The following is an 11,526-nucleotide window of genomic DNA, read 5'->3' as shown; positions in this document are numbered from 1 at the left end:
CAATCAGACCAGCGCCATCGCAGCACCCGCAGCGGCGCTGAACGCGACGACGACAAGCGGAGGAGCGCGCCAGGCGACCAGCAGGACGAAGCCAACGAGCGCGATGCCGAAGTCCCGTGGCGAATGCACGGTCGCGGTCCATACCGGATCGTAGAGTGCCGCCCCCAATACGCCGACGACCGCGGCGTTGACACCCCGCATCATGGCCTGGGCGCCGGCGCGCTTGCGGAACGAATCCCAGAACGGCAAGGCTCCGAGCAGCACCAGCATCCCCGGTAGGAAGATGCCGGTAGAGGTATCGGTTGATGAATTCAGATTGGTCACGGACGTTTGATCCGATTCCGGCTGCACACTGTAAGAACGAGAAGGCATGGCGCTGATCGGCAGTGTGCATCATGGGACCAGTCATGCCAAGCAAGCGCCGTTTGCTTTTGCTCGGAGGGACGTTGGCGGCCGTTGCAGCGCCCGCCGGTCTCGCCAAGCGAGCCTCCGCCAATGAGAAGGGCGTCGGCGAGAAGCTGAAGGAAAGCGATCACAGGAAAGAAGGATGAGGAGGTCACGCCACCTCTGAACCGATTCACTAACTCGCAATATGTCGTGTCGTCTTTCGTGACGACGCCAGGCGTCGCCTATTCGGCGATATCACCTACAAAGGTCGACGGCGGCATAGTCGCGGAACCAAAGCCTTTGCGTTCGCATTGCCGTCGCTGAACTCGCCGCGGAAATGCCCGACTGGCGGCGTGGGGCCGAGCGCCTGACGGTGGAGGACGATGAGGGACAGTGCGTCGGAGATTGCCGAGATCAGGGATGGCGTTCACCTCTGCATCGACATGCAGAACATTTTCGCCCCTGGCGGGCTCTGGGCGACACCCTGGATGGAGCGCGTCCTGCCGACGATCGCCTCGATTGCGTCGCGCCATCCAGCCAGAACGATCTTCACGCGCTTCATCACGCCGCAGGATCCGGAAGACCGTCCGGGCCAGTGGCAGAGCTATTTCCAGCGCTGGCACCAGGCGACCCGAAAACATCTTCCGCCATCCGGGCTCGAACTCGTGCCGGCCTTGGCCGGGTTCGTTCCGCCGGCCGCCGTCATCGACAAGCCGGCCTATTCCGCATTCAGCAATCCCGGTCTTGTAAGCCTGCTGATCGGAAAGAACGTCGGCACGGTCGTGATCACCGGGGCCGAGACGGATGTTTGCGTGCTGTCGACGGTCCTGAGCGCCGTCGATCTCGGCTTCAGGGTCGTCATCGTCGAGGACGCGCTGTGCAGCTCGTCCGACGTCGGGCACGATGCGCTCATGACGATGTACCGCACTCGCTTTCACGGCCAGGTCGACCTCGTCACCGCGGAGGAGCTGGCGGAATTCTGGCGGGAGTAGATTCGCTGGACATTCCGACGCAGCGCGTCGGCCGATTCACATAGCCTAATGCACGGGTCATCCGGAGCGGCCAGACTATGCCGGCTGGAAAGGGGGCTGCGATGACAATGGATCGCATTGAACAAGCCTTTGTCGCGACCGCGATTACGGGTTTCCTGGTGATGATGGGAGCGATCATCTGGATGATGATGGACTAACGGCCGGGAAGGGTCCTGTCTTGCGCGTCGCGCTACCTTACGCCGCAGTTATCCTGTGCCTGGCGGTGACCGTCTGGATCGCCTTCGCGCATTTGTTCTGATCGTTGTCGGCTGCGATCTTCCGAGGCAGCGGTCTTGTCCGGATGCTGCCTGTCCCGGTGGGGCGGGTTGCGGCGCTCTTGCTCCAGCTCCTCGCGCAGGCGCTGAGCGCTCACGAGATGATCGCTGCTGCGCAGCAGCGCCATGGCCTCGCGCACCAGCTCCTGCGAATGGCTCAGGAGTTGCCTGTCGACGGCGGGATCGGGTGCGTAGATCATTGAACGTCACTCTCTGTTGCGAAGAAGTGGTTAGGAAGACGCGCCGCGCTGGCGTCATGCTCGCCGGTCGCCAACGAGCCTAGCCAGATTCCGTGCCATGGCCACGATATCGATCGGCTTCTCCCAGAGCGGCACGTCCTGGAATTCCGGCTCGATGCTGATCTTCTCGTACCCCGTCGTGAACACGAAGGGCACATCGCGCGCCCTGAGCTCCCTGGCGATCGGAAAGATCATCTGGGTCCGGATGTTTACGTCGAGCACCGCGGCATCCAGAACGCCGCCATTGTGCAGCATCGCGACTGCATCCTCGATGTGACCGACGGGACCGGCAATCTCTGCGCCGAGCTTGCGCAGGGCATTGCCGATGTCGTCGGCGAGGAAATATTCGTCCTCGACCACCAGGATGCGGCGCCCCGTCAGCGGCGTACCTGCGAGAGACGACGCGGGCGAAACTGACATTGATCCCCTCCCGGGAGCCCATCGATACGATTGGAACATAAGGCGGAGGACCGCCTTGGTCCAAACGATGCAATCCGAGGCGGGTTCCATGAGCAACCGCGACATCATCGTCATCGGGGGCTCGGCCGGCGCCACCCAGCCCTTGAAGCAGATTCTGGGCCGCCTGCCGGCAGACTTGCCGGCCGCGATCTTTGTCGTCCTGCACATTCCTGCGCAGGGCATCGGGATCCTATCCACGGTCGCCAGCAATGCCGGCCCGCTTCCGGTGCGGCAGGCCAAAAACGGCATGAAGATCGAGCCCGGCCAGATTTATCTTGCCGCGCCCGACCACCACCTGCTGCTGTCCGGGGATCACATTTTCCTTGGGCGGGGGCCGCGCGAGAACCTGGTGCGGCCGGCGATCGATGCCCTGTTCCGCTCCGCCGCCCTCTATCACGGCCCGCGCGTGATCGGCGTGCTCCTGAGCGGCCTCTTGTCGGACGGCGCCGCCGGCCTCAACGCCATCAAGCGCTGCGGCGGGATGACGGTGGTGCAGGACCCCATGGACGCCATTTCCGATGAAATGCCGCGGCGCGCCATGGAGGCCACCACCATCGATCTCTGCGTTCCCGGCGCAACCATGGGCGACGTTCTCTCCGAATTGGTCAAGGAGCAGGCCGGAGTCCCGCTGCCGATCCCGCCCGAGATCAGGCTCGAGGTCGAGATTGCGGCCGGTGAGCGGATCGGCAGCGACAATCTCGTGTCGGTTGCCGATCCCGTCGCCCTCACATGCCCGGCCTGCGGGGGGGTGCTTTCCGAGGTCAAGGAAGGTCGCCCAATGCGTTTCCGCTGCCAGGTTGGTCACGCCTTCACCGCGGATGTTCTCGCCAAGGAGCAGGAAGGGCGGGTCGATGAAGCCTTGCGGGTTGCGCTCCGTATCATCGAGGAACGGGCGGAACTGGTGCACCGCATGGCCGCCGACGGCCGGCGCAGCGGCCGGCCTGCGGTCGCCGAGATGTACGAAGCCAGGGCGGCCGAATACCGCGAATATGCCGACATGATCCGGCGCGTCGTGCTAAAGTCGCTCGATCCTCCGGTTCATAAGCGGGAGGCTTGAGGGCTCTGCCATGGCCACCTCCCTTGCCGAATGGACCAAGCAGCTCCGTACCGAGCAGCGCCTGCTGGTGAAGGCCGATCGGGATATCGAGGAGGGCTCGCAGCGCATCCGCGATCAGGAAGATCGCGTGCGTGAGCTGACGGCGGAAGGCCACGACACGCGGCAGGCAGAACGGCTGGTTGATCTGCTCAAGGAGACCCTGGTCGAATGGGAGCGCCACCGCGTCTTGATCGAGCAGCGCGTCACTTACCTCCGGCGGCAGGTCGAGGCGGGTTAGCCGGCGGGTGGCTGATTGCCGGTCTCCTGAATTCTGCACTGAGCTCGAACATGTAGTCGAGCTGTCGCTCCACGCGGCGGCGCCAGCGGTCGTTCTCGGCGAGCAGGCGGCGTGTGGTCGCGGTGGCGCGCTCGGCGCGCCCGATCAGGGTCGCGAGTTCCTCGGAGATTTGCATCGCGCGTTCCTGCGCTACCCGCCGAGTATGGATCTTCCGGCCGGGGCTGACAACGATCGGGCCAGGAATCGAAAAGGGCTTCGGGACATTTTTGCCTTTGATCTGTTGGGGTAATATCGATTTCTGCTATTTGCAGGAGCCGGGCGCCCATTGGTCCCGGTCAGCGAAAGAGAGCTACCAGAGCCATGAAGGAAGTCGGCGACCGGCCAGTCGATGGAGAGCGCCAGATCAAGGCCCCGCTGATCATCGGCGTCGGCGCCTCCCCCCGCGCCCTGGACAGCATCGAGCGCTTCTTTGGCAAGCTGATCATCGGCGCAGATCAGGCGATCGTGCTGGCACTTCAGCATCACGAGTCGTTCGACGAGCCACGGCTGCGCCGGATCGTGCAGGGATCCAACGGCGCCAAGGTCGCCGACATCAGTGACGGTCATGCGATCGAGGGCGGCACGATCTATCTGTGCCCGCTGGCGATGATCACCACGATTCAGGGCGACCGGTTCGCGATCCGCAGAGCCGAGCAGGCGCCCGGCGAGCGCGCCACAATCGACAGCTTCCTGGTGTCGCTGGCCGAAGAACGCGCCGAGCAATCCATCGGCGTCATCCTCGCCGGCACCGGCGGAGACGGCACGCTCGGCGCCGCGACGCTGAAGGACCACGGCGGTCTCGCCATCGCCGAGAAAGTCGCGGGCCCGGACGCGGCTGAGCACCTGCTCGACGGCAACACGCCTGCCGCGATCGCCGACTATGTACTGCCGCCGGAGGAGATCCCCGAGCACATCCAGGTCTACGCCCGTCATCTCAGGCGCCTGGATGAGAAGCAGGGCTTCGACGAGGTGCTGGCCGCGGCCGCGACCTCGCTGTCGCGCATCGCCGACATCCTGCGCAACAAGACCGGCAATGATTTCCACGGTTACAAGCAGAACACCTTCCTGCGCCGCGTGCAGCGCCGCATGCAGGTGGTCCAGATCGACGATATTCCGGCCTATATCGATTTGCTGCGCAACGACAAGGATGAGGCGCAGCACCTCTTCAACGACCTCCTGATCGGCGTCACCGAGTTCTTCCGCGACAAGCGCGAATTCGAGGTGCTGGAGACCCAGATCATTCCGAAGATATTCGAGGGCAAGGGCGCGGGTCAGCAGGTTCGGGTCTGGGTGCTCGGCTGCGCCACCGGCGAGGAGGCTTACTCGATCGGCATTCTCCTGCGCGAATACATGGCGCGGATGGATTCGGCGCCGCAGGTGCAGATCTTCGCCACCGACATCGACGGCCGCGCGCTGGCGGCCGCGCGCGTCGGCCGTTATCGCACCAGCATCGAGGCCGACATGACCAGCGAGCGCCTGGCGCGCTGGTTCGTGCGCGAGGGCGACACCTATTGCGTGGTCAAGGAGCTGCGCGAGATGTGCATCTTCTCGCAGCACAACGTCATCAAGGACGCGCCGTTCTCCAAGCTCGACCTCGTCTCCTGCCGGAACCTTCTCATCTATCTCAATGCCGAATTGCAGAACCGCGTGATCCCGCTCTTTCATTTCGCGCTGCTGCCGGACCGCTTTCTCTTCCTCGGCAATTCCGAGAACGTGACGCGGCATCCGAAACTGTTTGCGCCGATCGATCGCCGCGCCCGCATCTTCAAGAAGCTGGAGACCGGAACGCGGCTGCCACCGGAATTTCCGATCACGACCGCGGCGGGCAGGGCGCCGGTCGAAGTCCCGCCGGTGCGCTCCTTCGGCCCCGACGTCGGCCTGGAGCGCCGCGCCCAGCGCATCGCGGAGCGCTATGCGCCGGCCTATGTCATCACCGATGACAATTTCCAGATCCTGCACTTCTCCGGTCGCACCGGCCGCTACATCGAGCCGACGGCGGGCACCGCCACGCTCGACCTGCTCCAGCTCGTGCACCGCGATCTCCGCCTGGAACTCCGCACCGTGCTGAGCCGTGCGGCGGAGACCAACGAGCCTGCCCATGCCGAGCAAGTGCAGCTCGGCGTGAACGGCCACCGTGTCGTCGTCGACGTCACCGTCGAGCCGATCCAGGAGGGCGCCGGCGGCCACCGTAATTTCGTCGTTCTGTTCAAGGACGGCCCCATCCGCGCGATCGAGACCAACCAGAGCAATCCCAACGCCCTCGTGCGCACAGAGCATGTCGAGAGGCTCGAAAGCGAGCTGCGCGCGACGCGGGAGCGCCTGCAGGCGACCATCGAGGAGCTCGAAAGCACCAACGAGGAGCTGAAGTCCTCGAACGAGGAATACCAGTCGCTCAACGAGGAGCTTCAGTCCGCGAACGAGGAGCTCGAAACCTCGCGCGAGGAATTGCAGTCGGTCAACGAGGAACTGACCACCGTCAATGGCGAGCTGGCGCATCGCGTTCAGGAGTTGACGCGCGCCACCAGCGACCTCAAGAATTTCCTCGAGAGCACGCAGATCGCGACCGTATTCCTCGACAACGATTTGCGCGTGATGAACTTCACGCCGGCGATCACGCAGGTTCTGCATCTGGTCGAGACCGATATGGGGCGCCCCATCGCCCACATCAAGGCGCGCATCCCGATCGAGGAGCTCTATGACGACATTCGCCGCGTGCTGCGAACGCTGGCGAGCGTCGAGCGCGAGCTGAGCGCGCCCGACAGCGGCACACGCTACATCGTCCGCATCCTGCCCTATCGCAGCATCGACAATTTCATCGCCGGCGTGGTCATCACCTTCATCGACGTCACCGCGATCACCCGGGCCGAAGAGCGGCAGCGCCTGTTGTTGGCCGAGCTCCAGCATCGCGTGCGCAACACGCTTGGCGTGGTGCGCTCGATCGCCCGCCGCTCGGCGGAAGCCAGCACGACCGTCGAGGAATATGCCTTCCATCTCGACGGCCGGCTGAACGCCTACGCCCGCACCCAGGCGCTGGTGACCCGCGATCCCGAGGGCGGCGTCGACCTCGAATATCTCGTGGTCGAGGAGTTGCTCGCCTACAATGCTCGCGAAGGCGAGCAGATGAGGGTTTCTGGCCCGAAGGTGCGCTTTCAGCCCAAAGCCGCGGAGACCTTCGCGCTCGCGCTCCACGAGCTTGCGACGAATGCGCTGAAATATGGCGCGCTGAGCCAGCCAACAGGCCGTATCGAGGTCTCATGGCGCGTCGATGAAAGCACCGAACCAACGCGGCTGGTGTTCGAATGGCGGGAGCGGGGTGGGCCGCAAGCGGCGCCGCCGCCGCGAAAAGGTTTTGGCACCGAGCTTCTCGAGCGTACGCTGGCCTTCGAGTTCAAGGGCCAGACCACGATGGCGTTCAATCCAGGGGGGCTGCAATGCACGATCATCATTCCCTTGAGCAAGCGCACTTTCCACACGCCGTCATTGGCTGACTGATGTCGTTGTCAATCGCCGATCGCAGCCTGTTGGAGCCGGCCGCTCGCCGGCTGAACGCGTTGAGGCCGTTGTCGGCAGAGGCACGCGCCGCGCTTGACTATGCGATGCTCGAAGGGTTGCAGCGCGCCGGCTCCGGCGAGGACCTGATCTCGGAAGGGGATCCCGTCGACAGCGTCCGCGTCGTGCTGTCGGGCTGGCTCTGCCGCTACAAGACGCTCGAGGACGGAAGGCGCCAGATCGTCAATTTCATCTTCCCGGGCGAGAGCTGCGACGCGCATGCGTATCTGCTCGCGGTCATGGACCATTCCATCGCGACGCTGACGCCAGTGGTCTACGCTGAAATCAAGCGCGCGCGTTTCGAGAGCCTGATCGCGGGCGACCGGTCGCTTGCGGAAGCATTCTGGTGCGAGAGCCTCGTCAACAACGCGATCCAGCGCGAATGGGCCATCAATCTCGGCCGCCGCGTCGCGCTGGAGCGCGTCGCGCATCTGTTCTGCGAGATCTTCGAGCGGCTTCGTCCTGTCGGCATGATCGAGGGCAATTCCTGCATCATGCCGGTGACGCAGATGGATCTCGCCGATGCCACAGGCCTGTCCGTGGTTCATCTCAACCGCACCGCGCAGGAGCTGCGTGCGTCCGGCCTGATCGTGCTGCGCGAGCGGACGCTCACCATCAACGATCTCGACGCACTCAAGGACGCGGCGCTGTTCTCGCCGAGCTATCTGCAACTCTATCGGAGTGGATGACCAAAGATTGGCGTCAGGTGCTGCTTCGGGGGCTGGCGGCAGCGGCGCTGGTGAGGTGGGAGGTGAGGGCTCGCTACGTTGTCCGCCGGGGCGAGCCTCGCCCCTCATTGTCCTGACGTGCCTTGATCTCGGAGCGGACGCTTGCGCTTTCGTAGATCGACAGTCGAAGCTTCTCGCGCGCGTCGTCGAACTGCGTCCGAAGAAGGTGGCGCTGCTTTCGAATTTCGCCGTTTTCTTCGAGCGCCAGTTGAGCGCGTGCGAACAGGGCGTCTGTCATTTCTCGATTATGATCGATCCCTCCGCTTTCGACCACCACCCAGGTTAATGTTCTTCGTTCTCTCTTCGGCGAAAGGCTCATAGCTCTTCCCACCGGAGCGAACCGGCAGCATATGTAAGTCGTGCTGACCAAACCAGCACGTCTCTCTGGCGGCGCGCTTGCGCTGAGAGCGGCTGGAGACGCGTCAACATTCCACGTCAGCGACGCAACCGCTCCCGATCGGGAACGTTAATCTCCCGCCGCAGTGAGGGACTGCGAAACTGAGGAGTGACGAGAACGCAACGACGCGCTCCGCCCGGAAACAGGGAGAACGCCTGATGTCGATGCGGCATCGATTCAAGCAAACGGAATCGCTGGAAGCCCGGTTGGCCGCCGAAGCAGAGCGGCTACGCGAAGAAGCCAAATCGCTTCCGCCCGGCGCTGCGCGCGACGAGATGTTGCGCAAGGCGCGTCAGGCCGAAACGGGATCGCAGCTGAGTGAGTGGCTGAGGTCGCCAGGCTTGCAGCCGCCGGACTAATGCAGCCGCGATTGGAGCGTGCAGCACATCAGGCTGCCGGGAACTGCTCAGATGTCGGCGCGCACCGATGCGCTGATGTCTTGGGCAGAAACCCGAAAAATGATCACTCCGTCCATGTTAACTTATTGAAATGCCGGAACCGGCTGACGCGGCGGAATCTACAATCTGTCTCGGCTGGGCCGCCCTCAGCCGGCAATTTCCGTCCATCCGAATTGCTCGTGAAAGTACGATGACCGCCAAACGTAACCGCAGGAAACAGACCCAATCGCTCCAGGAGCGGTTGACGGCCTTTGCCGAAAGCGCCCGCGAGCGCGCGCGTAGCCTGCCGCCCGGCAACGAGCGCGACATGTTGCTGCGCCTCGCCAAGCAGAACGAAGTGACCTCGAACCTGACCGACTGGCTGAGCGCACCCGTCTACCCACGACGAGGACAGTGAAGATGGGGAGCATGAAGCACTATCGCGCGTTCCAGATCGAACCGGACGGGCGTGTATTCGGATGCATCAATCTCGTCTGCGACAATGACGAGCAGGCCAAGCGCGAAGCCGCCGCGCTCGTGCTGCTGCATCGCATCGAGCTGTGGCGGCTCGACCAGCGCATCGCGCGCTTCGATCTGCCCCAGGAGGTGGTGCGCCAGTAGAGTTATGGGAACCGCGCGCAGCGCCCCGGGTTGGTCGGACGGTACCGACTTCGCCAGGAGCCAGCATGACGGACGCCGACATTCGCAAGGGGATGCCGCCCGTCAGGTTGTCGCGCGAGGAGTTCGAGCGGCGTTACAGGAGCCAGTTCGTCGATCCCGCCTTTGCTCCGCTGCAACGCGAACTCGATGCCGTTGTCGGCGCTGCCTGGGACGCTTACAGCCATTCGCGCAAGGCGCCGCTGACGCGCAAGGCGGGCGCGGGCTTCGCCGATCCCGATTACGACATCGCCGTCGATTGGCTGGAGGCGCGCGCCGCCGTGCTTGCGGCGCAGCAACGGCATGACGATGCCGCCGAGACGCCGCGGATCCTGATCATCAACGGCTCGGCCCGCAGCGAGCACACCTGTCCCGGCGAGATGTCCAAGACCTGGCGCCTGGTCAAGCTGGCCGAGCCGGTCTTCATCGAAATGGGATTTGCCGTCGACATTCTCGATCTGTCACGGCTCGCCTCGGAGTTCGGCAAGAATATCCATCCCTGCAAATCCTGCGTTGCGACCGCGATGCCGCTCTGTCACTGGCCGTGCAGCTGCTATCCGAACTATTCGCTGGGGCAGACCGGCGATTGGATGAACGAGATCTACCCGCTGTGGGTCGCCGCTCACGGCATCCTGATCGTGGCGCCGGTGAACTGGTATCACGTGCCGGCCGGGCTCAAGGCGATGATGGACCGCTTGGTCTGCGCCGATGGTGGCAATCCCGATCCGACCTCGACCCACGGCAAGAAGGCCGCAGAAGCCAAGGCCATGGAGCTGAAGGGCTGGTCTTATCCGCGTCATCTCGCCGGCCGTCATTTCGGCATCGTCGTTCACGGCGATGCGGTTGGCGCCGAGGACGTGCGCCGCGCCTTGTCCGACTGGCTGACCGACATGCAGCTGATCTCGGCCGGCCGCTTCGCCGAGCTGGACGGCTATGTCGGCTACATGGAGCCGTACGCCACCTCGCATCGCGAGCTCGACGAAGACGACGAATTCCAGCAGCAGGTGCAGAATGCAGCGCGCGCGCTCGGCAACGCGGTCCGGCTGGCGCGGAGCGGGCGGCTCGAGGAGCCTGGCGCCCGTCTTGCGGACCCAAACCCCAAATGACCAGCGCAGCGACCGGAACCTGGAACGAAGCGCGTTGCCCCGCTTTGGTCGAGCGGAGTGGGGCGCGCGATTGGAGAGAACGGATGGCTCAGTCCGAAGACATGACGCGCTGCATCGGGCTCTGCATGAGCTGCTACCAGATCTGCCTCGGCACGGCGATGAACCACTGCCTCGAGACCGGCGGCAAGCACGTGGAGCCGAAGCACTTCCGCCTGATGATGGCCTGCGCGGAGATGTGCCGGACGGCCGCGCATTTCATGCTGATCAACACGCCACATCACAAGCACACCTGCGGCGAATGCGCGGAAATCTGCGCCGAATGCGCCGAGGACTGCGAGCGGATCGGCGGCATGGACGAATGCGTCGCGATGTGCCGCTCGTGCGCCCAATCCTGCCGCGCGATGGCGGCCTGAAAGGACAAAGCCCATGCTGGAAGAGAAACTCAAGGAAGCCATCATCGGCGAGCTGCAAAGACAAGCTGCCGACCGGCCGCAAGCGCTCAAGGTTCAAGGCTCGGACGATGTGAAACGCTCGGAGGAGCTGACCGTCAACGGCAAGGTCGACCTTGGCGCCCTGGTCATGGTGATCGCGGGATCGGTGGCCGGCGGCCCTTAGCGCGGTCGTCGACCGGCCCGTTTAGCCGTATTCCTCCCCGATACCGTATTCCCGGTAGATCTCCAGCGGATCGAGGTCGGGAAACAGGCGACATTTGGCCTGGGCCAGGTGCAGGCTCACCGCCGCCGGCTCCTTGCCGTTCGAGAGCATCTTGCGGATGTCGTCCATATGCGCGTTCGGCCGGTGCTTTGGCTCGAGCTGCTCCAGCGCGACCAGCGCGGTCGCAAGCGCCTCGGTCAGAACCCAATCGTCGTGGCCCGTGATTCCCTTCTTCGACATCGGCAGACCCCACATGTGGCGGCGGTCGATAGTCTATCGCGACTTTCGCCAAAT

Annotated in this window: 16 protein-coding genes and 1 pseudogene; 11 read left to right on the top strand and 6 right to left on the bottom strand. The window is 64.2% G+C overall.

The genetic code is table 11. From position 1 onward, the window contains the following. Positions 1 to 3: 3 nt before the first annotated feature. Positions 4 to 288, bottom strand: a pseudogene (locus LRP30_RS23475) (chromate transporter); the annotation flags it as partial. A gap of 482 nt (positions 289 to 770) precedes the next feature. On the opposite strand from LRP30_RS23475, the gene LRP30_RS23470 reads away from it, so the two are divergent. Beyond that, positions 771 to 1,379, top strand: coding sequence for an isochorismatase family cysteine hydrolase (locus LRP30_RS23470; RefSeq protein WP_249756442.1), 609 nt, complete (start codon positions 771 to 773; stop codon positions 1,377 to 1,379). Positions 1,380 to 1,608: 229 nt separating this feature from the next. Here LRP30_RS23470 and LRP30_RS23465 read toward each other — a convergent pair whose 3' ends face one another. Both LRP30_RS23465 and LRP30_RS23460 read right to left on the bottom strand, forming a co-directional pair. Next, the gene (locus LRP30_RS23465; RefSeq protein ID WP_128955648.1) at positions 1,609 to 1,893 is read right to left on the bottom strand and encodes a hypothetical protein; all 285 of its coding nucleotides are present in this window, start codon (positions 1,891 to 1,893) and stop codon (positions 1,609 to 1,611) included. Positions 1,894 to 1,947: 54 nt separating this feature from the next. Next, the gene (locus LRP30_RS23460) at positions 1,948 to 2,352 is read right to left on the bottom strand and encodes a response regulator (protein WP_128955649.1); all 405 of its coding nucleotides are present in this window, start codon (positions 2,350 to 2,352) and stop codon (positions 1,948 to 1,950) included. An 88-nt stretch (positions 2,353 to 2,440) separates the two neighbouring features. Here LRP30_RS23460 and LRP30_RS23455 point away from each other — a divergent pair, with 88 nt between their 5' ends. Together LRP30_RS23455 and LRP30_RS23450 are read left to right on the top strand one after the other, a co-directional pair. Continuing rightward, positions 2,441 to 3,448 carry a chemotaxis protein CheB gene (locus LRP30_RS23455; protein ID WP_128941282.1) on the top strand — a complete coding sequence of 336 codons (1,008 nt, stop codon included), beginning with the start codon at positions 2,441 to 2,443 and terminating at the stop codon, positions 3,446 to 3,448. 10 nt (positions 3,449 to 3,458) lie between these two features. Beyond that, positions 3,459 to 3,725: a hypothetical protein gene (locus tag LRP30_RS23450; protein ID WP_128933264.1), complete on the top strand. Its 267-nt coding sequence runs from the start codon at positions 3,459 to 3,461 to the stop codon at positions 3,723 to 3,725. Here the strand turns inward: LRP30_RS23450 and LRP30_RS23445 are convergent. Then, positions 3,691 to 3,900 carry a hypothetical protein gene (locus LRP30_RS23445; RefSeq protein WP_128941284.1) on the bottom strand — a complete coding sequence of 70 codons (210 nt, stop codon included), beginning with the start codon at positions 3,898 to 3,900 and terminating at the stop codon, positions 3,691 to 3,693. The two genes, LRP30_RS23450 and LRP30_RS23445, sit on opposite strands and share 35 nt — an antisense overlap. Positions 3,901 to 4,085: 185 nt before the next feature. Here LRP30_RS23445 and LRP30_RS23440 point away from each other — a divergent pair, with 185 nt between their 5' ends. Continuing rightward, a complete protein-coding gene (locus tag LRP30_RS23440) occupies positions 4,086 to 7,256 on the top strand; it encodes a CheR family methyltransferase (RefSeq protein ID WP_249756441.1) in 3,171 nt (1,056 codons plus the stop codon). Then, the gene (locus tag LRP30_RS23435) at positions 7,256 to 8,002 is read left to right on the top strand and encodes a Crp/Fnr family transcriptional regulator (protein WP_249756440.1); all 747 of its coding nucleotides are present in this window, start codon (positions 7,256 to 7,258) and stop codon (positions 8,000 to 8,002) included. The genes LRP30_RS23440 and LRP30_RS23435 overlap by 1 nt, the downstream gene beginning before the upstream one ends. A gap of 73 nt (positions 8,003 to 8,075) precedes the next feature. Here the strand turns inward: LRP30_RS23435 and LRP30_RS23430 are convergent, their stop codons facing one another. Further along, positions 8,076 to 8,360, bottom strand: coding sequence for a hypothetical protein (locus tag LRP30_RS23430; protein ID WP_249756439.1), 285 nt, complete (start codon positions 8,358 to 8,360; stop codon positions 8,076 to 8,078). A gap of 236 nt (positions 8,361 to 8,596) precedes the next feature. Here LRP30_RS23430 and LRP30_RS23425 point away from each other — a divergent pair, with 236 nt between their 5' ends. The 6 genes from LRP30_RS23425 (at position 8,597) to LRP30_RS23400 (ending at position 11,193) form a co-directional block, all read left to right on the top strand. Then, entirely contained in the window at positions 8,597 to 8,797 is a 201-nt protein-coding gene (locus LRP30_RS23425) for a hypothetical protein (RefSeq protein ID WP_128933267.1), read from the top strand. A gap of 229 nt (positions 8,798 to 9,026) precedes the next feature. Continuing rightward, the gene (locus LRP30_RS23420; protein ID WP_128933268.1) at positions 9,027 to 9,233 is read left to right on the top strand and encodes a hypothetical protein; all 207 of its coding nucleotides are present in this window, start codon (positions 9,027 to 9,029) and stop codon (positions 9,231 to 9,233) included. Between the two features lie 2 nt (positions 9,234 to 9,235). After that, complete coding sequence (locus tag LRP30_RS23415; RefSeq protein ID WP_091889819.1) at positions 9,236 to 9,436, top strand: hypothetical protein; 201 nt, start codon at positions 9,236 to 9,238, stop codon at positions 9,434 to 9,436. A gap of 65 nt (positions 9,437 to 9,501) precedes the next feature. Continuing rightward, positions 9,502 to 10,578, top strand: coding sequence for a flavodoxin family protein (locus LRP30_RS23410; protein ID WP_128943336.1), 1,077 nt, complete (start codon positions 9,502 to 9,504; stop codon positions 10,576 to 10,578). A gap of 83 nt (positions 10,579 to 10,661) precedes the next feature. Next, on the top strand, positions 10,662 to 10,991 hold the full coding sequence (locus LRP30_RS23405; protein WP_128943337.1) for a four-helix bundle copper-binding protein: 330 nt from the start codon (positions 10,662 to 10,664) through the stop codon (positions 10,989 to 10,991). 13 nt (positions 10,992 to 11,004) lie between these two features. Next, positions 11,005 to 11,193, top strand: a complete 189-nt coding sequence (locus LRP30_RS23400; protein ID WP_091889590.1) for a hypothetical protein — start codon at positions 11,005 to 11,007, stop codon at positions 11,191 to 11,193. 21 nt (positions 11,194 to 11,214) lie between these two features. On the opposite strand, the gene LRP30_RS23395 is transcribed toward LRP30_RS23400, so the two are convergent. Continuing rightward, a complete protein-coding gene (locus tag LRP30_RS23395) occupies positions 11,215 to 11,472 on the bottom strand; it encodes a hypothetical protein (protein ID WP_164940018.1) in 258 nt (85 codons plus the stop codon). Positions 11,473 to 11,526 lie beyond the last annotated feature (54 nt).

The sequence above is a fragment of the Bradyrhizobium sp. C-145 genome (assembly GCF_023375135.1).
In the GTDB taxonomy this organism is placed as follows: domain Bacteria; phylum Pseudomonadota; class Alphaproteobacteria; order Rhizobiales; family Xanthobacteraceae; genus Bradyrhizobium; species Bradyrhizobium zhanjiangense.
This window is presented reverse-complemented; position numbering and strand designations above follow the sequence as displayed.

Coding starts and splice junctions, on each gene's coding strand:
- LRP30_RS23465 (WP_128955648.1), bottom strand. CDS start 1,893: ATGATCTACGCACCCGATCCCGCCGTCGACAGGCAACTCCTGAGCCAT.
- LRP30_RS23460 (WP_128955649.1), bottom strand. CDS start 2,352: ATGTCAGTTTCGCCCGCGTCGTCTCTCGCAGGTACGCCGCTGACGGGG.
- LRP30_RS23395 (WP_164940018.1), bottom strand. CDS start 11,472: ATGTCGAAGAAGGGAATCACGGGCCACGACGATTGGGTTCTGACCGAG.
- LRP30_RS23470 (WP_249756442.1), top strand. CDS start 771: ATGAGGGACAGTGCGTCGGAGATTGCCGAGATCAGGGATGGCGTTCAC.
- LRP30_RS23410 (WP_128943336.1), top strand. CDS start 9,502: ATGACGGACGCCGACATTCGCAAGGGGATGCCGCCCGTCAGGTTGTCG.
- LRP30_RS23405 (WP_128943337.1), top strand. CDS start 10,662: ATGGCTCAGTCCGAAGACATGACGCGCTGCATCGGGCTCTGCATGAGC.
- LRP30_RS23440 (WP_249756441.1), top strand. CDS start 4,086: ATGAAGGAAGTCGGCGACCGGCCAGTCGATGGAGAGCGCCAGATCAAG.
- LRP30_RS23400 (WP_091889590.1), top strand. CDS start 11,005: ATGCTGGAAGAGAAACTCAAGGAAGCCATCATCGGCGAGCTGCAAAGA.
- LRP30_RS23425 (WP_128933267.1), top strand. CDS start 8,597: ATGTCGATGCGGCATCGATTCAAGCAAACGGAATCGCTGGAAGCCCGG.
- LRP30_RS23435 (WP_249756440.1), top strand. CDS start 7,256: ATGTCGTTGTCAATCGCCGATCGCAGCCTGTTGGAGCCGGCCGCTCGC.
- LRP30_RS23450 (WP_128933264.1), top strand. CDS start 3,459: ATGGCCACCTCCCTTGCCGAATGGACCAAGCAGCTCCGTACCGAGCAG.
- LRP30_RS23455 (WP_128941282.1), top strand. CDS start 2,441: ATGAGCAACCGCGACATCATCGTCATCGGGGGCTCGGCCGGCGCCACC.
- LRP30_RS23430 (WP_249756439.1), bottom strand. CDS start 8,360: ATGAGCCTTTCGCCGAAGAGAGAACGAAGAACATTAACCTGGGTGGTG.
- LRP30_RS23420 (WP_128933268.1), top strand. CDS start 9,027: ATGACCGCCAAACGTAACCGCAGGAAACAGACCCAATCGCTCCAGGAG.
- LRP30_RS23415 (WP_091889819.1), top strand. CDS start 9,236: ATGGGGAGCATGAAGCACTATCGCGCGTTCCAGATCGAACCGGACGGG.
- LRP30_RS23445 (WP_128941284.1), bottom strand. CDS start 3,900: ATGCAAATCTCCGAGGAACTCGCGACCCTGATCGGGCGCGCCGAGCGC.